This window comes from Halomonas sp. IOP_31 (genome assembly GCF_021151495.1).
Taxonomy (GTDB): domain Bacteria; phylum Pseudomonadota; class Gammaproteobacteria; order Pseudomonadales; family Halomonadaceae; genus Modicisalibacter; species Modicisalibacter zincidurans.
Window position 1 is genome coordinate 13,390 of the sequence record NZ_JAIRBP010000001.1, and the last position, 25,695, is coordinate 39,084.

The 25,695-nt window shown below is 64.2% G+C and carries 27 protein-coding genes and 1 pseudogene; 25 read left to right on the forward strand and 3 right to left on the reverse strand.

The annotated features are described in order from the left end of the window. Positions 1 to 13: 13 nt before the first annotated feature. From K7I12_RS00075 to K7I12_RS00140, 14 genes are all read left to right on the forward strand, one after another. Positions 14 to 370 carry a RidA family protein gene (locus K7I12_RS00075; RefSeq protein ID WP_231662524.1) on the forward strand — a complete coding sequence of 119 codons (357 nt, stop codon included), beginning with the start codon at positions 14 to 16 and terminating at the stop codon, positions 368 to 370. A 1-nt stretch (position 371) separates the two neighbouring features. After that, the gene (locus K7I12_RS00080; RefSeq protein WP_231662525.1) at positions 372 to 1,322 is read left to right on the forward strand and encodes an ornithine cyclodeaminase family protein; all 951 of its coding nucleotides are present in this window, start codon (positions 372 to 374) and stop codon (positions 1,320 to 1,322) included. Next, on the forward strand, positions 1,319 to 2,482 hold the full coding sequence (locus tag K7I12_RS00085) for a class II histone deacetylase (RefSeq protein ID WP_035575230.1): 1,164 nt from the start codon (positions 1,319 to 1,321) through the stop codon (positions 2,480 to 2,482). The genes K7I12_RS00080 and K7I12_RS00085 overlap by 4 nt, the downstream gene beginning before the upstream one ends. Positions 2,483 to 2,495: 13 nt before the next feature. Continuing rightward, on the forward strand, positions 2,496 to 3,779 hold the full coding sequence (locus tag K7I12_RS00090) for a D-amino acid dehydrogenase (RefSeq protein ID WP_031383613.1): 1,284 nt from the start codon (positions 2,496 to 2,498) through the stop codon (positions 3,777 to 3,779). A gap of 55 nt (positions 3,780 to 3,834) precedes the next feature. Then, positions 3,835 to 4,773 carry a branched-chain amino acid transaminase gene (locus K7I12_RS00095; protein ID WP_231662526.1) on the forward strand — a complete coding sequence of 313 codons (939 nt, stop codon included), beginning with the start codon at positions 3,835 to 3,837 and terminating at the stop codon, positions 4,771 to 4,773. A gap of 492 nt (positions 4,774 to 5,265) precedes the next feature. Next, entirely contained in the window at positions 5,266 to 5,649 is a 384-nt protein-coding gene (locus K7I12_RS00100) for a histone-like nucleoid-structuring protein, MvaT/MvaU family (RefSeq protein ID WP_231662528.1), read from the forward strand. Positions 5,650 to 6,065: 416 nt separating this feature from the next. After that, positions 6,066 to 6,404 carry a hypothetical protein gene (locus K7I12_RS00105; protein ID WP_231662529.1) on the forward strand — a complete coding sequence of 113 codons (339 nt, stop codon included), beginning with the start codon at positions 6,066 to 6,068 and terminating at the stop codon, positions 6,402 to 6,404. 166 nt (positions 6,405 to 6,570) lie between these two features. Then, positions 6,571 to 7,392 carry a motility protein A gene (locus tag K7I12_RS00110; RefSeq protein WP_035575227.1) on the forward strand — a complete coding sequence of 274 codons (822 nt, stop codon included), beginning with the start codon at positions 6,571 to 6,573 and terminating at the stop codon, positions 7,390 to 7,392. Next, on the forward strand, positions 7,385 to 8,338 hold the full coding sequence (locus tag K7I12_RS00115; protein WP_231662530.1) for an OmpA family protein: 954 nt from the start codon (positions 7,385 to 7,387) through the stop codon (positions 8,336 to 8,338). The genes K7I12_RS00110 and K7I12_RS00115 overlap by 8 nt, the downstream gene beginning before the upstream one ends. A 105-nt stretch (positions 8,339 to 8,443) precedes the next feature. Continuing rightward, positions 8,444 to 8,677 carry a hypothetical protein gene (locus K7I12_RS00120; RefSeq protein ID WP_031383606.1) on the forward strand — a complete coding sequence of 78 codons (234 nt, stop codon included), beginning with the start codon at positions 8,444 to 8,446 and terminating at the stop codon, positions 8,675 to 8,677. A 183-nt stretch (positions 8,678 to 8,860) separates the two neighbouring features. Beyond that, entirely contained in the window at positions 8,861 to 9,658 is a 798-nt protein-coding gene (locus tag K7I12_RS00125; RefSeq protein WP_031383605.1) for an HAD-IIB family hydrolase, read from the forward strand. Positions 9,659 to 9,762: 104 nt separating this feature from the next. Beyond that, positions 9,763 to 10,254, forward strand: coding sequence for a hypothetical protein (locus K7I12_RS00130; protein WP_031383604.1), 492 nt, complete (start codon positions 9,763 to 9,765; stop codon positions 10,252 to 10,254). A 93-nt stretch (positions 10,255 to 10,347) separates the two neighbouring features. Beyond that, a complete protein-coding gene (locus K7I12_RS00135; RefSeq protein WP_031383603.1) occupies positions 10,348 to 11,355 on the forward strand; it encodes an NAD-dependent epimerase in 1,008 nt (335 codons plus the stop codon). 23 nt (positions 11,356 to 11,378) lie between these two features. After that, a complete protein-coding gene (locus K7I12_RS00140) occupies positions 11,379 to 12,722 on the forward strand; it encodes a UDP-glucose dehydrogenase family protein (RefSeq protein WP_031383602.1) in 1,344 nt (447 codons plus the stop codon). A gap of 101 nt (positions 12,723 to 12,823) precedes the next feature. Here K7I12_RS00140 and K7I12_RS00145 read toward each other — a convergent pair whose 3' ends face one another. Continuing rightward, the gene (locus K7I12_RS00145; protein ID WP_031383601.1) at positions 12,824 to 13,822 is read right to left on the reverse strand and encodes a YeiH family protein; all 999 of its coding nucleotides are present in this window, start codon (positions 13,820 to 13,822) and stop codon (positions 12,824 to 12,826) included. A gap of 108 nt (positions 13,823 to 13,930) precedes the next feature. Here K7I12_RS00145 and K7I12_RS00150 point away from each other — a divergent pair, with 108 nt between their 5' ends. From K7I12_RS00150 to suyB, 3 genes are all read left to right on the forward strand, one after another. Then, positions 13,931 to 14,821, forward strand: a complete 891-nt coding sequence (locus K7I12_RS00150; protein ID WP_031383600.1) for a LysR substrate-binding domain-containing protein — start codon at positions 13,931 to 13,933, stop codon at positions 14,819 to 14,821. 220 nt (positions 14,822 to 15,041) lie between these two features. After that, positions 15,042 to 15,326 carry a UxaA family hydrolase gene (locus tag K7I12_RS00155; RefSeq protein WP_031383599.1) on the forward strand — a complete coding sequence of 95 codons (285 nt, stop codon included), beginning with the start codon at positions 15,042 to 15,044 and terminating at the stop codon, positions 15,324 to 15,326. 2 nt (positions 15,327 to 15,328) lie between these two features. Further along, on the forward strand, positions 15,329 to 16,498 hold the full coding sequence (gene suyB / locus K7I12_RS00160) for a (2R)-sulfolactate sulfo-lyase subunit beta (protein WP_031383598.1): 1,170 nt from the start codon (positions 15,329 to 15,331) through the stop codon (positions 16,496 to 16,498). Positions 16,499 to 16,533: 35 nt separating this feature from the next. Here suyB and K7I12_RS00165 read toward each other — a convergent pair whose 3' ends face one another. Continuing rightward, on the reverse strand, positions 16,534 to 17,565 hold the full coding sequence (locus K7I12_RS00165; RefSeq protein ID WP_231662532.1) for a LacI family DNA-binding transcriptional regulator: 1,032 nt from the start codon (positions 17,563 to 17,565) through the stop codon (positions 16,534 to 16,536). Between the two features lie 187 nt (positions 17,566 to 17,752). Between K7I12_RS00165 and K7I12_RS00170 the strand changes: the two genes are divergently transcribed. The 5 genes and pseudogenes from K7I12_RS00170 (at position 17,753) to K7I12_RS00190 (ending at position 21,518) form a co-directional block, all read left to right on the forward strand. Continuing rightward, positions 17,753 to 17,956: a hypothetical protein gene (locus tag K7I12_RS00170; RefSeq protein ID WP_231662533.1), complete on the forward strand. Its 204-nt coding sequence runs from the start codon at positions 17,753 to 17,755 to the stop codon at positions 17,954 to 17,956. Positions 17,957 to 18,288: 332 nt separating this feature from the next. Next, positions 18,289 to 19,035: pseudogene (locus K7I12_RS00175) on the forward strand (TRAP transporter substrate-binding protein); the annotation flags it as partial. Further along, entirely contained in the window at positions 19,007 to 19,657 is a 651-nt protein-coding gene (locus tag K7I12_RS00180) for a histidinol dehydrogenase (RefSeq protein WP_269438523.1), read from the forward strand. The pseudogene K7I12_RS00175 and the gene K7I12_RS00180, both read left to right, overlap by 29 nt. Beyond that, positions 19,658 to 20,419 (forward strand): SDR family NAD(P)-dependent oxidoreductase, encoded by a 762-nt coding sequence (locus tag K7I12_RS00185; RefSeq protein WP_231662534.1) that lies wholly within the window; start codon positions 19,658 to 19,660, stop codon positions 20,417 to 20,419. A gap of 58 nt (positions 20,420 to 20,477) precedes the next feature. Further along, complete coding sequence (locus K7I12_RS00190; RefSeq protein WP_231662535.1) at positions 20,478 to 21,518, forward strand: alcohol dehydrogenase catalytic domain-containing protein; 1,041 nt, start codon at positions 20,478 to 20,480, stop codon at positions 21,516 to 21,518. Positions 21,519 to 21,542: 24 nt separating this feature from the next. Here K7I12_RS00190 and K7I12_RS00195 read toward each other — a convergent pair whose 3' ends face one another. Then, complete coding sequence (locus K7I12_RS00195) at positions 21,543 to 22,268, reverse strand: GntR family transcriptional regulator (RefSeq protein WP_031383597.1); 726 nt, start codon at positions 22,266 to 22,268, stop codon at positions 21,543 to 21,545. Positions 22,269 to 22,622: 354 nt separating this feature from the next. Between K7I12_RS00195 and K7I12_RS00200 the strand changes: the two genes are divergently transcribed. Genes K7I12_RS00200 through K7I12_RS00210 form a run of 3 tightly spaced genes read left to right on the forward strand, consistent with a single transcriptional unit; the run spans position 22,623 to position 25,681 of the window. After that, complete coding sequence (locus K7I12_RS00200) at positions 22,623 to 23,609, forward strand: tripartite tricarboxylate transporter substrate binding protein (RefSeq protein ID WP_231662536.1); 987 nt, start codon at positions 22,623 to 22,625, stop codon at positions 23,607 to 23,609. Positions 23,610 to 23,663: 54 nt separating this feature from the next. Beyond that, on the forward strand, positions 23,664 to 25,181 hold the full coding sequence (locus K7I12_RS00205; RefSeq protein WP_231662537.1) for a tripartite tricarboxylate transporter permease: 1,518 nt from the start codon (positions 23,664 to 23,666) through the stop codon (positions 25,179 to 25,181). Continuing rightward, positions 25,178 to 25,681, forward strand: coding sequence for a tripartite tricarboxylate transporter TctB family protein (locus tag K7I12_RS00210; RefSeq protein ID WP_231662538.1), 504 nt, complete (start codon positions 25,178 to 25,180; stop codon positions 25,679 to 25,681). Before K7I12_RS00205 ends, K7I12_RS00210 begins: the two co-directional genes overlap by 4 nt. Positions 25,682 to 25,695 lie beyond the last annotated feature (14 nt).

The window sequence follows — 25,695 nt, forward strand, 5'->3', positions numbered from 1 at the left end:
CAAGGAACACGCCATGACCATCGAATACGCCGACGCCAACCAGCGCATGAGCCAGGCTGCCGTGCATAACGGCACCGTCTATCTGGCCGGCCAGGTGCCGCACGATGCCAGCGCCGACATGCAGGGCCAGACCCGCCAGGTGCTCGAAACCATCGAGGCCAAGCTGATAAAGGCCGGCTCGGCCAAGGACCATCTGCTCTCGGCGACCATCTGGGTCACCGACATGGCCGAGTTCGACGCCATGAACGCTGCCTGGGATGCCTGGGTCGCGCCGGGTCGCCCGCCGGTGCGCGCCTGTGTCGAGGCCCGGCTGGCCAAGCCGGAGTGGAAGGTCGAGATCATGGTGACGGCGGCCCGGACGGAGAGCTGACATGCGCATGATTACCGCGCAGGAGGTGGCCGGGGCGATGCCCTGGGTGCCGCTGGTCGATCGTCTGGCGCGCTGTTTCGTCGAGGGGGTAGAGGCGCCGCCGCGCCACCATCACGCGATGCAGCGTGGCGACGGCGAGGCGACCATGTTGTTGATGCCGGCGTGGGAGAAGGACGGCTACATCGGCATGAAGATGGTCAACGTGTTCCCGCAGAACGCCGAACACGGGCTGCCGGCGATCGCCGGGGTCTACCTGCTCTGCGAGGGCGATCACGGCCGACCGCTGGCGTGCATCGAAGGCGGTGAGCTGACCCGTCGGCGGACCTCGGCGGCCTCGGCGTTGGCCTGTCGCGCGCTGGCCCGCGCCGATGCCGAATCGTTGCTAGTGGTGGGCACCGGCAAGCTGGCGCCGATGCTGATCGAGGCGCATGCCGCCGTACGCCCGGTCAAGCGGGTGCGCATCTGGGGCCGCAATCCGGCCAAGGCGGCGCGCCTGGCCGAGGAGTACGCCGGGCACTTCGATTGCGCCGCCGTCGAGGATCTGGCCGCGGCGGTGGGCGAGGCCGACATCGTCAGTTGCGCAACGCTTTCGAGCGAGCCGCTGGTGCGTGGCGAATGGCTCAAACCCGGCGCGCACCTCGATCTGATCGGCGCCTTTCGGCCGAGCATGCGCGAGAGCGACGCCGCGTGCCTGACCCGTGGCGAAGTGTTCGTCGATACTTATGCCGGGGCAAAAGGCGAGGCCGGCGACATTCACCAGGCGATCGACGAGGGCGCCTTCGAGTTCGCCTCGATCCGCGGCGAGCTGGCCGAGCTGCTGCGCGGCGAACGGCCCGGACGCAGCGACGACCAGGCGATCACCGTGTTCAAGTCGGTCGGCGCCTCGCTGGAGGATCTGGCCGCGGCGATCGAGGTCTGGGAACGTCTGGCGGACGAACGGGGCGCTTCATGACGGGCCCGAAGACGACCGGGTTCTACTGGCACGAGCGCTGCTTCTGGCACGATCCGGGGGCGATCGGGGTGTTCGCGGCGCCCGGCGAATTCCTGCAGCCGCAACCGGCCTCGGAGAGCCCGGAGAGCAAGCGCCGGCTCAAGAACCTGCTCGAGGTCTCGGGGCTGATCGACGCGCTGGCGGTCTGCAAGCCGCCGCCGGCCAGCCGCGAAGACCTCGAGCGTTTCCATGCGCCGCGCTACCTGGATGAACTCGAGGCTGGCAGCCGGCGCGGATTGGGCGATGGCGGCGACTGCGCGCCGTATACCGCCGGCAGCCTGGCGGCGGCGAAGCAGTCCGCCGGGTTGGCGATCGCCGCCATCGAGGATGTCGCGCTGGGGCGACGGGGCAATGCCTATGCGCTGTGCCGCCCACCCGGGCACCACGCCGAGGCCGATCGCGGCCGCGGTTTCTGCCTGCTGGGCAACATCCCGGTTGCAGTGCGCCGCGCCCGCGCGCTTGGCCAGGTGGGGCGGGTCGCGATACTCGACTGGGATGTGCATCACGGCAATGGCAGCCAGGCGGCGTTCTACGACGATCCGGAGGTGCTGACGATTTCGCTGCACCAGGCCGGCAACTACCCGCTGGACACCGGCGAATTCGACGAGCAGGGTAAAGGAGCGGGACTCGGCGGCAATCTCAACCTGCCGCTGCCGCCGGGCTGCGGCACCGACGCCTATCATTACGCCATGCGACGTCTGGTGCTGCCGGCGCTGGCGGCTTTTCGGCCCGAGCTGATCGTCGTCGCCTGCGGCTTTGACGCCTGCGGCAAGGACCCGTTGGGCAAGATGCTGCTCAACAGCAGCGCCTTCGCGACGATGACTGCACAGCTCAAGGGACTGGCCGAGCAGCTCTGCGAAGGACGCTTGGTGATGATCCACGAGGGCGGCTATTCCGAGGGCTACGTACCGCTATGCGGGCATGCGGTCATCGCCCGGCTGGCCGGCAGCGCTATCGACGTGCCCGATCCGCAGGACGCCGAGATCGCCGCCTGGGGCTATCAGGCGTTGCAGCCGCACCAGCGCGAGTTGATCGACGACTGGCGCCGGGGCTGGTCCGCCTATGCCGATCTCGACGCGGCGGATGGCGTCGTTGCCGACCTACTGAAAACGCCGGAGTAGCCAGGGAGTGACCATGCATATCGCCATTATCGGTGCCGGGGTGGTCGGGGTGACGACCGCGCATGCGCTGGTCAGTCGTGGTCATCGAGTCAGCGTGATCGAGCGCCTCGACGCCGCCGGACTCGAAACCAGTCGCGGCAACGCCGGCCAGCGCTCCTACGGTTACGTCTATCCATGGGCTTCGCCGGCGATGATCAAGAAGGCCCTGCCGTGGCTGGTCAAGCCCAGCGGTCCGCTGAAGATGCGCATGCCGCCGACGCCGTGGACGCTGCGCTTTCTGACCGCGACCTGGCGCTTCGCCAACGCGCCGGGCGTCTTCCAGGCCAACAAGCGGGCGATGCTGCGCCTGGGCACGTATAGCCGGCAGTGCTTTGTCGATCTCGAGGAGAACCTGGACCTGGCCTTCGACGGCGGCCACGGCGGGCTGATCGACCTGGCCAGCGACGACGCGACCGCCGAAGGGCTCAAGGCCACCGCGGGACTGCTCAGCGAGATGGGCATCGATCATCAATGGCTGACGCCCGAGGGGCTGGCCGAGGTCGAGCCCGGGTTGCGCGGTGATGCGCCGCTGGTCGGTGCGTTGCGGTTGCCCGGCGACGGCACGGGGGACTGCCAGCGCTTTACCCAGGCGCTGGCCGCCGAGTGCGAGCGGCTCGGCGTCACCTTCCGCTATGCCAGCGAGGTGCGTGACATCGTGCGCGAGCGTGGCGTGGTAAGCGCCCTGCAACTGGTGCCGACGACCGCGGCCTCATTGAGCGAAGGCGAGACGCTGGAAGTGGATGCGCTGGTGGTCTCGGCCGGTTGCCAGTCGCCGGGGCTGGCTGAGGCGCTCGGCGTCAAGCTGCCGATCTACCCGGTCAAGGGCTATTCGTTGACGGCGCCGATCAAGGACCCGGAACGGGCGCCGCGCTCGACGGTGATCGACGATCGCTACAAGGTCGTGGCGACGCGCCTGGGCGATCGCCTGCGGGCCACCGGTTTCGTCGAGCTGGACGAGTTCGATCGGCGCATTCCCGAGGCGCGCCTGGCGACCATCCGCCATGCGGTGGAATCGCGCTTTCCCGGGGCCGCCGATCTCGACCAGGCCGAGTCGTGGACCGGCTTTCGACCGATGACCCCCGACGGCCCGCCGATCATCGGCCAGGCCAAGCTCGACAATCTGTATTTCAACACCGGCCACGGTACCTTCGGCTGGACGTTCTCGGCCGGCAGCGCGCAACTGATCGCTCAGTTGATCGATGGCGATATGCCGGTGCTGGATATCGCGCCGTTTCGCCCGGGGCGCTTCGGCAAGTGATCGGCCACGGGCATCGTTCAACGTCTGGGACGTTCAATGTTCAGGGGAGGGTGACATGCAGTCGATCAGTGATCGCGACGGCTGGTTCTGGCTCGATGGCGTATGGTTGGCGTGGCGCGATGCCAGGATGCATCTGCTCACCCACACCTTGCATTACGGCATGGGCTGTTTCGAGGGCGTGCGCGCCTACGAGGGACCGAACGGGGTGCATCTGTTCCGCGCCGATGCGCATGTCCGTCGGCTGCTGGATAGCGCCCACGCCTTGGATATTCCGCTCGATTTCGACGCCCCGGCACTGCTCGACGCGCAGCGCGAGGCGTTGCGCCGCAACGCGCTGGGCGATGCCTATCTCAAGCCGACGGTGTTCCTGGGCGCCGAAGGCATGGGTCTGCGCGCCGAGGGCCTGAGCACCCATGTGATGATTCCCGCCTGGCATCTCGCCCATTACATTTCGCCGAGTGCCGCCGAGCAGGGCTTGCGGGTGCTGACGTCTTCATGGAGCCGCCACCACGTCAACATCAGCCTGTGCCGGGCCAAGACCAACGGCCACTACGTCAACTCGATGCTGGCGTTGAATACCGCGATCAAGGCGGGCTTCGACGAGACGCTGATGCTCGACCCCGAAGGCTATGTCGCCGAGGGCTCGGCCGAGAACGTCTTCCTGGTCCGCGACGGCGTGCTGCATACCCCGGAAGTGACCTCGTGTTTACAGGGCATCACCCGCGACAGCGTGATCGCGCTCGCCCGCGAGCGGCTGGGCATGACGGTGCGCGAGCGGCGCATCACCCGCGATGAACTCTACACCGCCGATGAGGCGTTCTTCACGGGTACCGCGGCCGAGATCCTGCCGATTCGCGAACTGGACGGCCGACGCATCGGTCGTAGCGACCAGCGCCCGGTCACCCGCGAGCTCCAGGGGCTCTATCGGCGGTTGGTGCGTGGCGATCTGGCCGGCGACCTGGCGGCCTATGGCGATTGGCTGCAAGCCGTGTGATGCGACCATTGTCACGTCCTGTGCCCGCACAAAGACGTCGCGGCTGGCTGGCACAAGGGGACGGGTCCATATAAGCGAATTTATTCGCGATGGCGGCGGGCGCTGTATCTCCCCGGCCATGCCGGGCGCCTGCGGCGCCAATCGCGAACCAGCTCCCTCCCACAGGCGTCTCCATGTTCCAGTGGGCCATCCAGGCTGGTTTGCGTGGGAGGGAGTTTATTCCCAATAGCGGGGCCTTAACGTTTCACGCTGATCCGCGAAGAACCGAACATTTGCTGTCGGCAACAATTGATCCCGAATACAGGGTGCGCGACGCCGATTTTACATTCACACAACATGCCGTTGGTTCTGTTTGGCTAGTCCGGCTTTGATCAACTCTACTGAGGAAGTGAAATAAAGTTTTGAACGAGGGTAAATCGGGTACTTGGCAAATAGCTTTGTAATGCCGATAATGGAGAGGCATCCCGGAAACATATGGAAGGCTAGTAGCGCATGTCACTGTTAAGCGAATACATGAAGAAAGAGCAGCTGCTCAAGCAGCTGAGCGACGAGCTGAAGCAGCTTGAAGGTGATCAGCGCCTGAAGTCCGAACTCGATTTCAAGGAGCGTCTGGAAGCCTTGATGAAAGAGTTCAACAAGAGCGCCAGCGACGTGATCGACATGCTCGATCCCAAGCCGCAGGACTCCGGCTCCGCCAGCAAGTCGAACGCGGCCAGCACTAGCGGTCGCCGTAAGCGCAAGCTGAAAATCTACAAGAACCCGCATACCGGTGAAGTCGTCGAAACCCGTGGCGGCAATCAAAAAACGCTCAAGGTCTGGAAGGATGAGCACGGTGCCGATACCGTCGAGTCCTGGCTCGTGCGCACCGAAGACTGAACTCTTACAGCGTAATCGTGTCAATACGAGCGCTGGCGTTGCCCGGGCTGATTCTCGGCCCGGTATTTTCAAGCCTTTCCATGTGCGTTCCCGCGGGTGCTCTCATTCATTGCCCTTCGCGGTAAAGCATGTCGCGACGTGCAGCGATGGGCTTGTGCTGCGCAAGCCAGGCCTCGTTCTCCCGGTACGGTTTCCCGATTATTGTCCATGAATTCTTACTCTCATCAATGAAAGCATCTAACCCCAAGCATTCAAACTAGATTAGCGATCGCCAGCCAGTCGGCGTTGTCCGTGGGTATGGCCAGCGTGCTGGGCCAGCTGCATCAACGCGCGCTCAGGAGTGGGGCCTATGTGCCGGACTGGGTGGTGAACATGCTACAGTGCGCGAATCAGACGCAAAAAAGGTAAGTGAATCAATGGCAACAGAGCTAGACGAGTTCGAACAGAGCATGCGGCGAGAAATCAATGCGTTTCTTGGCCCAACGGCCAGCAAGCCACAACGCGAAAGGGCGACGGAAGATCGCGCCGGTGGACTGGCTTTCAGGACCAAGCGTACGCCCGCAAAGGGCAGTTCAATCAAGACTGGGTATATCGTCAAGCTCGCGGTCCGCAACAAGCCGCTTGAGTGGGATACCGTCTTCGAGCACCAGTCGACGAGCATCTCCAGACTCGAAGCGCAACTTCAAGCCGAGAAGGCGGCGCACAAGGCCGGCTATCGTATCATTGGCCATGTGATCGACATCAAGCCGCTGTGAAGCTCCGCCGGTAGTGAAGGCAGGCGCCGCCGCCATCGCATCGTAGCGCGTAGAGGGATGTGCGATTGAAGGCATGAACAACCCGATTTGTAGCCCTTTTTCATGGCTTTGCCTCCGCGATCCGCCGCTATCATGGGGCCATCCTGGGCTCCGAGCGGACTCGTTCATGAATGTTTCTACCCTGATAGGCATAGCCGCCAGCGTGCTGCTGCTGGCCAGCGTCGTGCTGCTGAGCGCGGACACGGCGATGAGCTTCGTCAACCTGCCGGGGTTGGCGATCGTCCTCGCCGGCACGCTGGCGGCGACGTTCATCAGTTACCCGCTGCGCGAAGTCATTCGTGTGGTGCGACTCGTCGGCGTGGTCTTCCGCCGCGAGGACAGTTACGTCGAGGATGATACGCGCGAGCTGGTGGACATGGCGCGGCTGTGGTTCAAGGGCGACATCCGCTCGGTCGAGCGCGCACTGGAACAGACTCGCAACCCTTTTCTGCGGACCGGCGTTCAACTGGTCATCGACAATACCCGCGAATCGGAGATCACCGACCTGCTGCGCTGGCGAATCGCCCGTCTCAAGGCACGGGAACTGGCCGAGGCGCAGATATTCCGGACCATGGCGGCCTATGCGCCGGCCTTTGGCATGATCGGTACGCTGGTGGGGCTGGTCAACATGCTCGAGGTGATGCAGGTCGGCGATATTGCCACCATCGGCCCGCGCATGGCGGTGGCCCTGCTCTCCACGTTCTACGGCATCCTGCTCGCCAATCTGGTATGCAAGCCCATCGCGGTGAAGCTCGAGCGCCGCACCGAGCAGCGTCTGATCGCCATGAACATGGTGCTCGAGGGCGTGGCGCTGATTTCCAAGCGCCGATTGCCGTCGTTCATCGAGGAAACGCTCAACTCGTTCATGGCCAGTTATCAGGATGAGATCCGCGACCCGGTCCGCAAGTCGCTGGCCGAGCCGCAACAGGGCGCGAACGCCAATGCTTGAGAGCCATCGCGACGGCCACCACCACGAGCGCCTGCTCTCCCTGCGTACCGAGGAGCGCGACGGCGAGGGCTGGATGATCAGTTACATGGACATCATGACGCTGCTGGTTGCGCTGTTCGTGCTGTTGCTGACGGTCAGTGGCCAGGCGAGGGATTGGGCGGGCGCCGTGCGTGGCGCCCTGGCGGCGAATGTGCCTGCGCAAACGCCGGCGAGTGCCCGGATTTCCATCGAGGCGATCGATGCCGCGCGCAGCATGACGGCGCGGTCAATCGCCGCTACGCCGCCGTTGACCGCGCCGCTCGGGGTGCGCCTGGGGGCACTGCTCGCGCCGCCGGCAGTGAGCCGCGATGCGCTGGCGGCCGCTCAGCGCCTTGCCGGGCGGAGCATGCTGGTGCCGCAGGTTCCCGTGTTGCCGCAAATTCACCCCGATGCTCGCCAGGCTGCACAGGCGATAGCCGCTACGCGCTGGATCAGCGGCAGCGCCCAGGCGGCGGCCATTCAGGTCGCCGGCGAGTGGCAATTGAAGGTGCCCAAGCCCTTGCCGGTGATCGACGGTGTCGAGGTGTCGCGGATCAAGGGCGGCATCAACCTGCGCATCCAGGACCATCTATTGTTCGGCTCGGGTGACGCCGAATTGACCGATCCCGGCCAGGAGATGGTGCAGGGCCTGGTGTCGCTGCTCGACCAGTACGAAGGCACGGTGTCGGTCGAGGGGCATACCGACAGCGTACCGATCAATACCGAGCGTTATCCGTCCAATTGGGAGCTCTCCAGCGCTCGCGCGACGGCGATCCTGCGTTACCTGGTCGCGGCGGGAATCGATCCCCAGCGGCTGCGCTCGGTGGGCTATGCCGACACGCAGCCTCTCGAGTCCAATGCCACGGCCGAGGGTAGGGCCGCCAACCGGCGTGTCGAATTGATCATTCATGCCCCCGAAGATTCATGAACCGGAGGTTGATGAACGTTGTATGCTTGCGTTGGAACGTTCGAATCGTGATGGTGGCCGCACGATTCGCGACCGAATGGGACGAAGGCAAGCTTAGGCGGGGCGATGGCAATTCAGAGAATCAATACCAGGAAAGATCGGGCAAAGCGCGATGCGGTCGTTTACAGCGACTCACAGATCGAGCATTACCTTTTTCTGCTCATCTATTCGGGGCGCCACGATACGGCCGAGAGCCTGTTTGGCGAGCTGCGCAGGATGCTGCCCGGCGTCGATCCGATTCAGTTGAATCGGGTGGCACATTCCTTTGCCGCCGAGCTCAAGGGGGCCGGCCTGGAGTGAGGGTGCCGGCAGTCGGTCGTATAGCTCGGAATGAATGCTTTGGCAAGGAATGATCGGCTCGAACGAAGGATGGCCAGAAGCGAGGCCGGGGGCGAATTCGCCCCCGGCCTCGCTTCTGGCGCGCGCTAAAAGACTTTCTTGCGCAGCCAGGGTTGGCGATGAACGGGCCATGAGGAGTAAACGATGCAGCGATTGCAGGACGCCGATAGCGATGCACTGCAGCCGATCGAAGTGGTGTTGACCGATGTCGACGATACGCTGACCCGCCACGGGCGGCTCGATGCGGCCACCCTGGCGGCCATGGAGCGACTCGAGGATGGCGGTATCCATGTCGTGCCGGTCACGGGGGGCTGCGCGGGGTGGTGCGATCATATCGTGCGTGCCTGGCCGGTGGCGGCGGTGATCGGCGAGAGCGGCGCCTTGCGCTTTCGCAAGACCCCCGGTGGCGGGCTCGATCAATGCTTCGTCCGGCCTCGCGAGCAGTTGCGCGACGAGCAGCGGCGCCTGCTGGAATTGGCCGGGCAGGCATTGGCTGCCGTGCCGCAGGCGCGCTTGGCCGCCGACCAGCCTTACCGCCTGGCCGACGTGGCGATCGACCACGCGCAGGATGTAGTGCCATCGCTGGGTCGTGAGGCAATCGAGCGCCTGGTCGACACCATGCGCAAGGGTGGGGCAAGCGCTCGTGCCAGCTCGATACACGTGAACGCCTGGTTCGGCGAGCATGACAAGGCCAGCATGGCCATGCGGGTGCTCGAGCAGGACTTCGGATTGTCAATCGCTGAGCAGCGTCGGCGAGTGCTGTTCATAGGCGATGCACCCAACGACGAGTCGTTATTTCGCAACTATCCCGCTTCGGTCGGTGTCGCGAACATCGCTGCACATCTTGGAGCCATGCAGGCGCGCCCGCGGTGGCTTTGCAGCGCCAGTCATGGCGAGGGTTTCGTGGAAATGGCCGAGCGGCTTTTGAGCTTGCCTCGCTAACGTCATCATGAGGCTTGTCAGGGTGCCCGACCCAGATGGATCGCTCGCAGACAGGCCTGGGTGCAGGTGAGTGGACGAATGGGCTTTGCAACAAGGGAGAGGTGATGGCCGCACTGGTTTTCTTTACATCGCTATTCCTGCTGGTGGCGTTGCTGTCGATAACGGCCGTGAGCGGGCTGTTCTCGGGCGCTCGCCGTACCGGGATCGGCAAGAAGGGGAGCGCCAAGATGGGCCCGGCGACGCGCAAGCCGCGTCAGAAGCGCCAACCCCGCCAGGCCGGCGGCGGCACGGCGAGATCGCGCCGCGCGGCGAGCAGCAATCCTCGCAAGACCGAACCGCGCAGACGATTTCGTCTGCCAGGCATACCGATACCCCCGGGATTGGTGTCGTGCCTGCCGCTGGGCCTGCTTCTTGCCTTGATGGTCGGCGCGGGGCAGTTAGCCTTGTATGGACTCCAGCAGTCCCGGCAGGGAGTTGCCGACGATTCACGCTTGGCCGCCTTCGACACAGCCTTGGGTTATCTCGGCGTGGCGGCCCTGGCGTTGCTGATGCTGGGACTGATAGGGGCCATCGCCGCCTATCGTCACAAGCCCTAGCGCAGGGGTAATGCCGCCAACCCCCTGAAGGAAGCTGGCATGATATAGTGCGTGCAATTTTTACGCGGCTCTTTCACGCGATTCGGAAGGTTCATGAACATTCTGATTACCGGCATGGCAGGCTTTATAGGCCATGCTGTCGCCAAACGATTGGCCGAGGATGGGCATGCCATCGTCGGCATCGACAATCTCAACGAGTACTACGACGTTGCCCTGAAGCGGGCGCGACTCGACGATCTGGCTGGTTTTTCCAACGTACGCTTCGAGCCACTCGACATTGCCGACAGCAAAGGCATGCAGCGGCTGTTTGCCGGTGAGCGTTTCGACCGGGTGATCCACCTGGCTGCCCAGGCCGGGGTGCGCTATTCGCTGGAAAACCCGGTGGTCTATGCGCAATCGAACCTGATCGGGCACCTCAACGTGCTGGAAGGCTGTCGTCACCAACAGATCGCGCATCTGGTCTATGCCTCCTCGAGTTCGGTGTACGGGATGAACGGCAAGGTACCGTTCGAGACGTGCGACAACGTCGATCATCCCATCAGCCTGTACGCGGCGACCAAGAAATCCAACGAGCTGATGGCGCACACCTATGCGCATCTGTATGGCCTGCCCGCCACCGGCCTGCGCTTCTTTACCGTCTACGGTCCCTGGGGGCGGCCCGACATGGCGCTGTTCAAGTTCACCCGAGCGATCCTCGAAGGGGCGCCACTGCCGGTCTACAATCACGGCGACATGTCCCGGGACTTCACCTACATCGACGACATCGTCGAAGGCGTCGTGCGGGTTCTCGATGTGATCCCCGACGGACATCCCGAATGGCCCGACGAGGCCATGGTGCCGGACAGCGGGCGCGCGCCGATCGCGCTCTACAACATAGGACACGGCAGCCCGGTAGCGTTGATGGATTTCGTCCGCGCGATTGAGAGCGCCACAGGATGCACGGCACAGTGCGATTACCAGCCGATGCAGCCGGGCGACGTGCCACGGACCTGGGCGGATACCGAGGCATTGTTCGCGGTCACCGGCTATCGACCCGCGGTCGGGGTCGAGGAAGGGGTGGCGCGTTTCGTCGCCTGGTATCGCGATTTCTATCAAGTATGAGACTGGTTCAGGGATAACGCGCCATGAAAATCACCATCTTCGGCACCGGTTACGTGGGTCTGGTGACCGGCACCTGCCTGGCCGATGTCGGTCACGATGTACTGTGCGTGGACGTCGATACCGACAAGATCGCCCGGCTCGAACGCGGCGAACTGCCGATCTACGAACCCGGTCTCGAGGCAATGGTGCGCCATACCGTAGTTGAGGGCCGGCTGCGCTTCACCACCGATGCCGCCGCCGCAGTGGCGTTCGGCACCCTGCAGTTCATCGCCGTGGGCACGCCCCCCGACGAGGATGGCAGCGCCGATCTGCAGTATGTCCTCGCGGTGGCGCGCAGCATCGGCGAACACATGACGGACTACAAGGTCGTCGTCGACAAGTCCACCGTGCCGGTGGGCACCGCCGACAAGGTCCACGCCGAGATCGCCGCGACCCTCGCCGCACGGGGTCTGCAAACGGCTTTCGACGTCTGCTCCAACCCTGAATTCCTCAAGGAAGGGGCGGCGATCGAGGACTTCGCCCGGGGTGCGAGGATCGTCGTGGGCACTGAATCGCCGCGCGTCAAAACGCTGATGCGCGAGTGTTATGCGCCCTACAACCGCAACCGTGAAAAGCTGATTTTCATGGACGTGCGCAGCGCCGAGCTGACCAAGTATGCGGCCAATGCCATGCTCGCCACCAAGATCAGCTTCATGAACGAGATCGCCAACCTGGCCGAGCGATTAGGCGCCGATATCGAGCAGGTGCGCCATGGCATCGGCAGCGACCCGCGCATCGGCTATCACTTCATCTACCCCGGCTGCGGTTACGGCGGTTCGTGCTTTCCCAAGGATGTCCAGGCGCTGGCGCGCACCGCCAGCGAGATCGGCTATCGCTCGGAACTGCTCGAAGCCGTCGAAGCGGTCAACAAGCGCCAGAAGACCACCCTGTTCAGCAAGCTCAGCCAGGCCTTCGATGGAAGCCTGACAGGCAAGACGGTGGCGCTGTGGGGGTTGGCCTTCAAGCCCGGCACCGATGACATGCGCGAGGCGCCCAGCCGTACGTTGATGGAAGCGCTGTGGGCGGCCGGCGCGCGAGTGCGGGCCTTCGATCCCGAGGCGATGGCCGAGTGCCGCCGGCTCTACGGCGAGCGCGACGATCTGGCGCTGGTCGACGGTCGCGAGCAGGCGGTTTCCGGCGCCGATGCGCTGGTGATCTGCACCGAATGGAAGGCCTTTCGCAGTATCGATTTCGCCTGGCTCAAGGCTCAGTTGGCCACGCCGGTGGTGATCGATGGTCGCAACCTCTACGACCCCGAGGCGGTCAAGGCAGCGGGGCTGTTGTACTTTGCCGTCGGTCGTGGCGAGTCCTTGATGCGGCCTCGTTGAGCGCTGCCAGCTCTACAGCGAGAACGCCCGCTCATGATAGCGGGCGTTCGCATTGACGCGGGGCTTCCTGGTGGGCCACCGATGTGGCCGTCAGGTCACGCTCAACTCATAAGCAACGGCGTTAGCGCCCATCCGCCTCCCAGCAGTAGCACGAACAGGCACAGCGCCAGCAGAAAGGGCCTGACGCCCAGGGCCTTGAGCTTTTCCAGGCGTGTCTCGAAACCCAGTGCCGCCATGGCCATGGCCAGCGAGACCTGGCCCACCGTCACCAGCCCGGCATGCAGCACGGCGGGCAGGGCGATCAGGCTATTGAACACGACCATGGCCAGAAAGCCGAACGCGAACCACGGAATCACCAGCGCGGGGCGCGCCGTGCTGTCATCGCTATCTTGGGTGTCGCGGCGCAGCCACCATTGGCCGACGATCAGCAGGAAGGGCACCAGCAGCATCACCCGCACCAACTTGACGATCACCGCGTTGGCCAGTGCCTGGGGACCCACCGCATCGCCGGCGGCGACCACCTGGGCGACTTCGTGGATGGTCGCGCCGATATAGATTCCGTAGAGCCCTTCGTCCATGCCGGTCAGCGGATAGAGCAGCGGATAGAGCAGCATCGCCAGGCTACCGAAAAGCACCACGGTGGCCACCGCCATCGCCGTCGCGGCGGGCTTCGAGCGAATCGTCGTTTCCGTCGCCAGTACCGCCGCGGCACCGCAGATGGCGCTGCCGGCGCTGGTCAGCAACGCCGTTTCGGCATCCAGCTTGAGCACTCGCGTGCCCAGCCAGTAGCCGATGACCAGTACCGTGGTGATGACCAGCGTGTCCAGCACGATCACCTTGGGGCCGAGCCCGAGGATCTGCTGCAGGGTCAGCGAGAGGCCGAACAGCACAATGCCGCCGCGCAACAACCAGCGCGTGGCGAACTGTAGCCCCGGGCGCGCCTGCGGCAGGCGACCGATAAACGGTAGGTTGCCCGCCACCAGGCCGAGCAGCAGCGAGAAGACCAGCGGGCTGACGCCGCTTTCGACGATGCCGGGGAGCTGGGTCAGCGCAAAGCCCCCCAGGGTCAAGCCGGCACACAACACGATGCCCTGCCACATGAGTCGCCTCCCTCGAAACTGAATGATTCGAATTGTCTGGTTAGACTAATCGGCGATCCTGTTATGTGTTATTGGGTAATAACGATATGACTGTTAAGTGGAACTGATATGTCGACGCATGTGACCTTTCGCCAGCTTCAGGTATTCGTCGCTGTGGCGCGGAGCGGTTCGGTGAGCGCAGCGGCCAGGCAGCTCAGCCTTTCGCAATCGGCGGCCAGTCAGGCGCTGAGTGATCTCGAGCGTCAACTGGAGGTGGTGCTGTTCGAACGGCTGGGCCGCCGGCTCGAGCTCAACGATGCCGGGAGTCGCCTGCTGGCGCATGCCGAGAAACTGCTGCAGGGCATGGCCGAGCTGGTCGATGCCGCCCGGGAGCCCGAGGGCGCGCTACGCGGTACGCTGCACGTGACGGCGAGCGCGACGATTGGTACCTATCTGCTGCCGATGCTGGCCGGACGCTTCAGCGAGCGCCATCCAGGGGTCGATCTGCAGCTGCGCCTGCGCAACACGCGGGAGGTGATGAGCGACATCCTGCGCTTCGATGCCGATCTGGGGCTGATCGAGGGGCAGTGTACGGAATCGCGCCTGGTCAGCGAGGTCTGGCGTCACGACGAGATGGCGATCATCGCCTCGCCCCAGCATCCGCTGGCCGACCAGGGGCGGTTGAGCATCGGTGCGCTGCAGTCGGCGCAATGGATCCTGCGCGAGCCGGGCTCGGGTAGCCGGGCGATCTTCGAGGCGGCGATCCATCCCCACGTTGAACGCATCCAGGTGCGCATGGAACTGGACCAGCACGAGGCGATCAAGCAGGCCGTACGTGCCGGATTCGGGCTGGCCTGCCTGTCACGCTTGAGTGTCGCCGGCGAACTCGCACGCGGCGAACTGGTGGCGCTGGAAACCCCGCTGAGCCTGTCCCGGGCTTTTTCGCTGGTCTGGCACCCCGAGCGCTATCGCAGCCCGCTGTGGCAGGCCTTCAAGGTCTTTCTGCTCGAATCCGAATAAGGGTTTACACCCCTTTGACTGGAGGCGGGCCAGGCGACCCTGCCTTCAGCGCGCATTTATCCTGCCGTTTCTGCTTCCCCATGAATGCTCAGGGATCAATGGTTTGCGTTACATGAGCAGATGAACACGGTCATGCGCTTGACTGTCATATATACTATGTCATATACATGAATTGCGGGGTCAAGGTAGCCCGTCGATCAAAACAACGAAGGAGAGGAGCATGAGCATCGATTTCGTGGTCCACGATGCCGACGACGCGGTCGGCGTGGTGGTGGTGGAGGGAATCCAGGCGGGGCAGACGCTGACCGGTTGGGTGATGGATCAGGACAAGACGCTGCAATTCGAGGTGCGCGACGCGATTCCGATCGGTCACAAGCTGGCGATTCGCGATCTCGCCGAGGGCGATACCGTGATCAAGTACAGCGTCGACATCGGCCGGGTGGTCAAGCCGATCCGCAAGGGCGAGCATCTGCACGTCCACAACGTCAAGACCAAGAGGTGGTGAGCATGGAACTCAAGGGACGCACGTTCATGGGCTATCGTCGCGACAACGGACGCGTCGGTGTGCGCAATCACGTCATCGTGTTGCCGGTGGACGATATCTCGAATGCCGCCGCCGAGGCGGTCGCCAACAATATCAAGGGCACGCTGGCCCTGCCGCATCCCTACGGTCGGCTGCAGTTCGGTGCCGACCTGGATCTGCACTTTCGCACCTTGATCGGCACCGGCTGCAATCCCAATGTCGCTGCGGTCATCGTGATCGGCATCGAGCCCGGCTGGACCGGCAAGGTGGTCGACGGCATCCGCGCCACCGGCAAGCCGGTAGAAGGCTTCTGGATCGAGCAGAATGGCGACCACAACACCATCGCTGCCGCTTCGCGCAAGGCCCGCGAGTTCGTCCAGTACGCCACCGAACTGCAACGCGAGCCCTGTGACATCGCTGATTTGTGGGTATCGACCAAGTGCGGCGAATCCGATACCACGTCCGGCTGCGGAGCCAACCCCACCGTCGGTGAAGCCTTCGACAAGCTTTATGATGAGGGTTGTACGCTGGTATTCGGTGAAACTTCAGAGCTCACCGGCGGCGAGCATCTGGTCGCCGAGCGCTGTGCCAACGACAGTGTACGCGAGCAGTTCCAGGCGATGTTCGATCGCTACAGCGCGATGATCGATCGTCACAAGACCAGCGATCTTTCCGAGTCGCAGCCCACCAAGGGCAACATCGAGGGCGGGCTGACCACCATCGAGGAAAAGGCGCTGGGCAACATCCAGAAGATCGGCAAGCGCTGCCAGGTGGATGGCGTGCTCGACAAGGCCGAGACGCCCAGCGGGCCGGGTCTGTGGTTCATGGACTCTTCGTCGGCGGCGGCCGAGATGGTCACGCTGTGCGCGGCGTCGGGCTTTGTGGCGCACTTTTTCCCCACCGGGCAGGGCAACGTGATCGGCAATCCGATCCTGCCGGTGATCAAGCTCTGCGCCAACCCGCGCACCGTGCGCACCATGAGCGAGCACATCGATGTCGATGTTTCGGGCGTGCTGCGCCGGGAGATCAACATGCCGCAGGCGGGGGATCAGTTGCTCGAGATGCTGCTGCGCACCGCGAATGGCCGCAACACGGCTGCCGAGGCACTGGGCCATCGCGAGTTCGTGCTGACCCGGCTCTACGAGAGCGCCTGAAAATGGCCAGCGACGTCTCGACGAAGGCGGACGCCTCAGGCGAAGGCGGACGAGGGTGGCGCCGTGGATTCACGCAGCACCACCCGCGCCTCGAGCACCTGACGGTGCGCTGTCGACCGCCCCTGGATGCGTGTCACCAGAGCATCGGCAACCAGCCGGCCGACCTCGTCGGCCGGGGTGGCGACGGTGGTCAACGCGGGCCGCATGAAGCGGGCCTGAGTCAAGTCGTCGAAGCCGGTCACCGAGAGTTGTTCGGGAATCGCGATGCCGGCCCGCTGGGCGGCGAACATGGCCCCGAACGCCAGCACGTCGTTGCCGCAGAGAATGGCAGTGGGGCGCGGGGTGAGGCGCATCAGTTCGGCAAACGCCGTGGCGCCTTCCTCGATGCCGTATTCGACGGTGACCACATGATCGTCGGGCAGGGTATGTCCGGCCGCCTCGATAGCTTGGCGAAAGCCCTGCAGTCGCGCTCGGGCACGGTCGTTGCCGTCGACGGGCGCGGTGATGACCGCGATGTTGCGATGACCCAGCTCGAGAAGATGTTCGGCGAGGCGGCGTGCCGGCGCCGCATTGTCGAAGCCGATACTCGGCCAGTCGGGGTCTTCCTCGCTGTGCCAGCAGGTCAGGTAAGGCAGTTCGTATTGCTGGAAAAGGCGCAGCGTGGCGGGCAGGTGATCGTGGCCGATCAGCACCGCACCGTCGATGCCCTGCTGGATCAGGGTGCGCAACGACTCGACTTCCTCGACGAGGCTGTAGCGATAGGTGGCGATCAGCAACCGGCAGTCGTAGTGCTTGAGCCGTCGCTCGAGGCTGTCGATCATCGCGCTGAAGACCGGGTTGTCCAGTGTCGGTACCAGCGCACCGATCGCCCCTATGTGCCGGGAGGCCAGCGCCCTGGCCGTTCCGTCTGGCACATAGCCGAGGCGCTCGATCGCCGTCTCGACCTTCAGGCGCAATCGCTCGCTGACGTGCGGGCCACGATTGAGCACGCGAGAAACCGACGCCGTGGAGACGCCGGCCTCGCGGGCGACATCCTCGAGCAATATGCGTTTGACATCCTTGTTCATGAATCGACTCTTGACCGTTTCGCTCAGCGTATCACCGGCGGACGATACGCCCCAGCGACTAACACCAAGGTCGTACTGACAGCGCGATGTCTGTTGACTAGCTTTAATTCAGCTTAATTCTAAGCGCTTACAATTCTGCCGACAACAGCTAACAAGGACAAGCGAATAACAACGACAGGAGGAGGCCATGCAAACCACGAATGCTGACAAAAGCCGCCGCTGGGGGCGTGGGCTGATCGCTCTGTCCGCGCTCCTGATGGCGATATTTATTGTCCGGTTGGCGCTGGAAAGCTGGAACATGCCGCTTTTCACGCTATCACCCGCGGCGGAGGCGGCGTTGCTTGTCGCCACGGTCGCCTGCTTCATCACGGCCTGTATTCGACTCGAATGACCGGCTCGGGATCAGTGCCCCGATCAGGGCACCTTGCCGAGACCACGACACAACAAGACAGGAGTTCCAGCATGCTACGCCACACCAACAAGCCCAACAGTCATGCCCTAGAGAACCGCGAACCGGAACGTCCCGAGCGCCGCCATTTCCTGAACATGGTGGGGCGCTATGGCTTCACGACGGCCCTGATCGGTGCCCTGGGGGGAACTCTGTCCTCGGAATCGGCGATGGCCGCCGTTTCCCAGGAAGAGGCCGAACGCGAGAAGGCCGCGGACACGGTCCTGGTCATGGCCACCGGGTATCGCCTCGGCGCCTCCCGGGCCTATCCGATCATGCAGCTCAACTTCAAGGAGAACCTGCAGAACTTCAGCCGCGGCAAGCTCTACGTTCGCCTGCAGCCCGGCGGGCAGCTGGGTACCGGCGGCGCCCTGATTACCAAGGTGCAGAACGGGACCATCGCCATGGCCCAGCATTCGATCTCCAACTTGTCGGCCTTTGCCCCCGAGGTCGACTTGATCAATATTCCCTACTGGTGCGGCGAGAACCAGCAGCTGGTCAATCTGGTGACCTCCAACGCCTGGAAGGACGTAGTGCACGGCAAGGTGGAGGACCGCGGGTTCAAGGTCTTGAGCTATATCTGCATCGATCCGCGTACCGTTGCCGTGCGCAAAGGGCTGCTCGACCACCCGGTTCGGACTCCCGATGACATCGCCGGTATCAAATTTCGTGTGCCTTCGTCGCAGATTCTGCAGAAGGTCTATCGACTGGCTGGCGCCAACCCCACCCCGGTAGCCTGGGGCGAAACCTCTTCGGCGATGAAGCAGGGCGTTGCGGATGCTCTCGATCCCAGCGTGGAAGCGCTCTACGTATTCGGCTTCACCGATGTGCTGGCATCGATCTCGACGATCAAGTCGGTCCCCGACGCCCAGGTCTACACCTGCAACAAGCGCTGGTTCGACGAACGGCCGGCAGATGTTCGCGAAGCGATCATGCAGGCCTCGGACGTGACGTTCCGGGAAAACCTCGCCAAGGTGCCGGCGGCACGCGCCTATGCCTACTACGAGATGCGCCAGTCCGGCATCGACATCCGACTCGGCGGACCCGCACATCGTCGCCACCGACCTGGTCGGCCAGGCCGAGCACGGTCCGGATTCGCCGACCTGGCTGTTCACCACCTCGCGGGCGCTGGCCGATGCGGTCAGCGAGCGAATTCCCGCACTGATTGCGGACTTGCCCGAGACCCAGTCCAAGGCCGCCGACGCCGCCTGGCGCGACTACGGCGAGATCGTGATCTGCTCGAGCCGCGAGGAGGTGGCCGAGCTCAGTAACCGTTACGCCTCCGAGCATCTCGAGCTACAGGTCGAGGATCTCGACTGGTGGATCGAGCGCCTGACCAGCTACGGCTCGCTGTTCGTCGGCGAGGAAACCACGGTGGCCTTCGGCGACAAGTGCTCGGGCACCAACCATATCCTGCCGACCAAGGGCGCGGCCCGCTATACCGGCGGTCTGTGCGCCGAGAAGTTCCTCAAGATCGTGACCTACCAGCGCCAGTCGCGCGAGGCGACACGCAGCGTCGCCGCGGCCACGGCGCGGCTGTCACGCTGCGAGGGTATGGAAGGGCATGCGCGCAGCGGCGATGTACGACTGGCCAAGTACTACCCGGACGAGACCTTCGAGCTGACGATCGTCGAGGAGATCTAGATGAAGCCCTGCTTCGATCTCGAAGGGCAGGTGGCGCTGGTCACCGGTGGCAGCAGCGGGCTGGGGCGCAGCATGGCGCTGGCCCTGGCCGCCTCGGGCGCGGCGGTGGTGGTCGCGGCGCGGCGTCGCGACGCGCTCGACGACACGGTCGTGCAGATCGAGCGACAGGGTGGCCGCGCGGCCGCCCTGGTCGCCGACCTGGCCGATGCCACGTCGCTGGAGGCGGTGGCTCGCCAGTCCGCCGAACCGTTCGGTGCGGTGTCGATCCTGGCCAACGCCGCCGGCGTCAACCTGCGCCAGCCGATCGACGACGTCGACCTGGCCAGCTGGAACCTGACCCTGCAACTGCATCTGGGCACGCCGTTCTTTCTCGCCCGGGCGTTGGTTCCTGGCATGCGTGAGCGCGGCTACGGTCGGATCATCAACCTGGCCTCGCTGCAGTCGCAGCGGGCCTTTGCCGACAGCGCCCCGTACGGGGCTGGCAAGGGCGGCATCGTGCAACTGACCCGGGCCATGGCCGAGGCCTGGTCGCGCGACGGCATCAACGCCAATGCCATTGCGCCGGGTTTCTTTCCCACCGAGCTGACCGCCTCCCTGTTCGACGATCCAGTCAAGACACAGGAACTGGCAGCCCGCACGGCGATCGGCCGCAACGGCACCGCCGAAGACATCGCCGGGCCGACGGTCTTTCTGGCCGCACCGGCCTCGGCCTATGTCACTGGCCAGACGCTGTTCGTCGATGGTGGTTTTACCGCGCGCTAGGCGGCGGGTCAGGGATGGCCAAGAGGCCACGAGAATGAGTTGTCACTGGAGGAATTCAATGATGCAAGCGCTTTTCTATACCGGTCCCGATCAGATGGAACTTCGCGACGCCGAATTGCCGCCGCTCGGCGTCGGCGAATCACGGGTGCGGGTGCTGGCGACGGGGATCTGTGGCTCCGATTTGCATGCCTATCACGGCCACGACCCGCGCCGGGTGCCGCCGATGATCCTCGGCCACGAAGCGGCCGGTGAGGTCATCGAGGGCCCGCTGGCCGGCAAGCGGGTGACCATGAACCCGCTGGTGATCTGCGGTCATTGCGACTACTGCCTGGAGGGGCGCCAGAACCTGTGCAGCAATCGCACCATGCTCGGCATGAACCGGCCTGGCACCTTCGCCGAGAGTGTGGTGGTTCCCGATCAATGCCTGATCGAGTTACCCGACGGCCTGTCCTCGGTCGCCGCGGCGTTGACCGAGCCGGCGGCGACCGCGCTGCACGCCATCAACCGCCTGGAGCGCAGCCTGACGCGACCGCTCGCGGAGGCTAAGACGCTGGTTATCGGAGCCGGCGCTGTGGGATTGTTGACGGGCTTGATGCTGAGACAGCGTGGCGTGCGTCGCCTGACGCTTGCTGATACCAATCCGCTACGTCGCGAGACCGCCGAGAAGGCCGGGCTGACGGTGATCGATCCGCGCGAAACGCCGCTCGAGGCCGACAGCGTCGAGGCGGTATTCGATTGCGTTGGGGCGTCGGCGACGCGCGCGATGGCCGTGCAGGCGATGCGCCCCGGCGGTGTGTTGATGCATCTGGGCCTGCAGGACAACGACGGTCAGTTCGACATGCGCAGCGTCACCCTCAAGGAGCTCATCGTGCTCGGCGCCTACACCTACACCCCGACTGATTTACAGGCGAGCGTCGACCTGCTGGCTTCGGCAGCGCTGGGGCCACTCGACTGGGTCGAGACGCGTACGCTGGATGCCGGCGTCGGTGCTTTCGCCGATCTGGTCGCCGGGCAGACCGCCGCGGCGAAGATCGTGCTTACTCCCGGTGGCTGCTTCAGGCCGCGCCATCCGGCCTCGGTCCCTGTAACTGTGGGTTGAGGACGAGTGCCATGCTGCTGGGCATTACAGGTGGCTGGCGTAGCAGTATTGCCGAGTCGTCAGCCGTGAGGTACGCAGCTCGATCGGGGTGTCTTGATAGTCTCGAGCGACGCGGCGAATTTCGATCAGCGGTTCGCCGATTTCGACACCCAGGTGGGCGGCATCCTGCTCGCTGGCGGGCACGGCGATGAGTTGCTCCTCGGCATGGGCGACGGTAACGCCGTACTGATGCTGGTAGAGATTGTAGAGCGTGTTGGGCAGGATATCCGGCTGCTGTTCTACCGCGGCGAAGGTAGCGGCGTCGAGCACGATATCCTCGAGCAAAGTCGGGCTCCCGGTCAGTTCGCGAATCCGGCGGATATGGATCACTTCCGCTGCAGAGGCGAGTTCCAGGGATTTGCGCTCGGCGGCGCTGGCCGGGCGGCGCTGTCGACTCAGCACCCGCGATACCGGCAGACTGCGTTCGCCGTCATGGCGCACGATGTTGAAAAAACGGAACAGCGCCCGATCGGCATCATGGGTGGCGATGGCGGTACCCTTGCCTTGGCGGCGCACGACCACGTTGTCACTGGCCAGTTCATCGAGTGCCTTGCGCAGGGTGCCGACGCTGACGTTATAGCTTGAAGCCAGTGTCGCTTCACTGGGGATGAATGTCCCCGGCGGCCATTCCCCCGAAGCGATCCGCTCCAGAAGCAAGTTCTTGATCTGTTTGTAAAGTGGCTGAAATGTCGGGCCTTTCGGCGCGGTCATGGAGGCAACATCCTTGTTGATGAGCGGCGAGGGGGAGGATTCGTTGGGCGGATTATAATCAGGGACGTGCATTCCGACATCTCCTTGACTGTTTTATATAGTATGTCATATATATGAATTGCAAGTGAGTTGTCCTGTACCTGGGACTCGCAGCGAGCCAAGATCAGGCCCCGCGACCGTTTTCAGCTGTTCACGTGGCTTGCACAAGGATAACGACTGCTCCGAGGATCGACCCGAGGCCGTCCACCCGTCGCCATGTGAAATGTACGGATACGGGGTGGTTCGGTGATCCAAGGCGGGCGCTACGACGCGTCCATGGCTCTCATCACAACAACAGCAACATCGGAGAACATCATGCGCCAGACTTCACGCTTCAAGACATTGGGATTGGGCACGCTGATCGCCGGCGTGCTCGGTACGTCCATCTTCGCCGCCCCGGCCCTGGCTGCCGATGGCGGGAACTATCCCGACCAGAACGTGCAGTACATCATTCCCTTCGGCCCCGGCGGCGAGTCGGACATCAGCGCCCGATTGCAGCAGCAGTATTTCCAGGAACTGACCGGTCAGCAGTTGATCATCCAGTACATGCCCGGCGGCGGCGGTGCCGTGGGTTGGTCGCAGCTCAACGAAATGGCGGGCGACGGCTATACCATCATGGGCACCAACCTGCCGCACATCGTCCTCAAGCCGATGGGCAAGGACCCGGGCTTCAAGACCGAGGATCTCAAGAACTTCTATTACTTTCATTATTCACCGGATGCGCTGATCGTCACCAACGATAGCCCCTACAAGACGCTCGACGATTTCATCGCCGCCGCCAAGAAGGCCCCGGGCAGCGTCACCGTGTCGGGTAGCGGCACGCAATCCGCCAACGACATCGCCAACCGGCGGTTCGAATCGCTGGCCGACATCAAGACGACCTATATCCCGTTCAAGGGCACCGGGGCGGCAGTCGCCGCCTTGCTGGGCGATCAGGTCAAGGCCGAATGGGGCTACACCACCACCGCCGCCAACCAGCGCGACAAGGTGCGCATGCTGGCGGTGGCTTCGGAGGAGCGCAATCCGCTGTTTCCCGACGTCCCGACCTTCAAGGAACTGGGCTATGACATGACCGGCGGCGCCTACCGCGGCATGGCGGTGCCCAAGAGCACGCCGGAGGACGTGACGAAGAAACTCTCCGATATCTTCGGCAAAATCAACCAGAATCCCGAGTTCCGTCAGAAGATGGAGGACCTGGGTTTCGTGATGATCGACGTGCCCTACGAAGAAATGGACGACTTCATGGCTGAACGTCGCCAGGAATACGAGCAGGTCGCCCGCGAGATGGGGATCATCGAGTGAACCGACGACCGCCCGGGCCTCCCGGGCGGTCTCGTTCCTCAACGGAGGTAGTTCATGGAAACATTGAGTTTCATGGCCGCCGCGCTGTCCCCCGTCAACCTGCTGCTGGCAATCGTCGGCGTCGCCGCCGGAATCGTCATCGGCGCCTTGCCGGGTCTGTCGGCGACCATGGCCGTGGCGGTGCTGGTACCGATCACGTTCGGCATGCCCCCCGAGGCGGGGCTGATCATGCTCGGCGCCATCTACACCGGGGCGATCTACGGCGGCTCGTATGCCGCGATACTGGTCAACACGCCGGGCACGCCCTCGGCGATCGCGACCACCTTCGATGGCTATCCCATGGCCCAGCGCGGCGATGGCGATCTGGCGGTCACGCTGTCGACGCTATCGTCGGTGCTCGGCGGGCTGGTCGGGGCACTGGCCTTGTTGACGCTGGCGCCGCTGTTGGCGCAGATCGCGCTGAAGTTCGGCCCGGTCGAATACTTCTGGCTGGCCATCTTCGGCCTGACATTGATTTCGGCGCTCTCGGAAGGCTCGACCCTGAAAGGCTTCATCGGCGCCGGTATCGGTCTGCTGCTGTCGACGGTCGGCGTCTCTGTCATCGGTGCCGACATTCGCTATGCCTTCGGCTCGCAGTTTCTGCTCGGTGGAATCGAAACCATCTCGGCGCTGATCGGCCTCTACTGCATTCCGGTATTGATCGACCTGGTCGCCACGCCCAGTCCCCACCTGCAGCCCCCCGAGAAGGGCCGTGGGATACGCCTCGGCGAGGGGCTGAGACTGATGTGGCGCGGCAAGCTCAACGCCACGCGCGGCGCGGTGATCGGCACGCTGGTCGCCATTTTGCCGGGGGCGGGCGGTTCCATCGCCAGCCTGGTGTCCTATTCCGAGGCGCGGCGTACCTCCAAGCGCAGCGAGCGGTTCGGCCATGGTGAGCCGGATGGCGTGATTGCCACCGAAACGGCCAACAACGCCACCGTGGGCGGCGGCTTCATCCCCACCTTCGTGCTGGGCATCCCCGGCACGCCGCCCGATGCGGTGATTCTCGGGGCGCTGCTGGTCCAGGGGTTCCGGACCGGCCCGGAGATGTTCACCACCAACGCCAGCGTGACCTACACCTTCATCGGTGGGCTGGTCATCGCTACCTTGTTGATGCTGCCGATGGGGTTATTGATCGGCCGCTACGCCTTCAAGTCGATCGTCAGCATACCCAAGGCGCTGCTGGTGCCGAGTATCGCCTTCATGACCGTGATCGGCACCTATGCCATCCGCAACAACCCGTTCGACGTGGTGGTGATGGTGGTGCTGGGGGTGATCGGCTGGGTGCTGGCACGTTACGGAATCAAGCCTTCGCCGATCGTGCTGGGGCTGATCCTGGGGCCCATCGCCGAGCAGGGTTTCGTCCAGGGCTATCTGATAGGCAACGCATCGGGCTCGGTGCTCGGTGCCTTCTTCGGCCGGCCGCTGTCGTTGGCGATCATCGCGCTGGTGCTGTTGTCGGTGCTGTATCCGATCTGGCAGGCGTACCGTGCCCGGCGGCTGTCCAAGGAACTCGAGGAGGCCCGGCCATGAAACTCACCATCGAGCCCAAGCCCACCATCGAGCCCACGGAGAGGGTTGCGTCGCGCGGCTCCGATGCCTGTTTAGCCGCCGCCATGCTGGTCCTATCGCTCGGCGCGCTGTGGTTCAGCGGTGACATGTCGATCATGGCCAGCGTGTTTCCGCGCACCATCGCCGCGTTGGTGGCGGTCTTCAGCGTGGCCCTGCTGCTGCGCAGCCTGTTGATGCGACCCACGCGTCCGCGTCCCGAACCGGGCAGCGTCGCGCGTCGTCTGGGGCTGATCGCCGTGCTGCTGGTGTGGAGCCTGGCGCTCAAGTGGCTGGGATTCTTGGCGTCGAGCCTGTTGAGTGCCGTGTGCCTGGTCATGCTCTCGCACTATCACGCCTGGACACCGAAGCGCATCGCTGGCTACGCATTCGTGCTGCTGCTGATCATCGGCCTGTTCTACGGCCTGTTCGCGATCCTTCTCAACGTGCCGCTGCCGGTTGGCCTGCTCTGGCGCGCCCTGTGACAAGTGACAAGCGA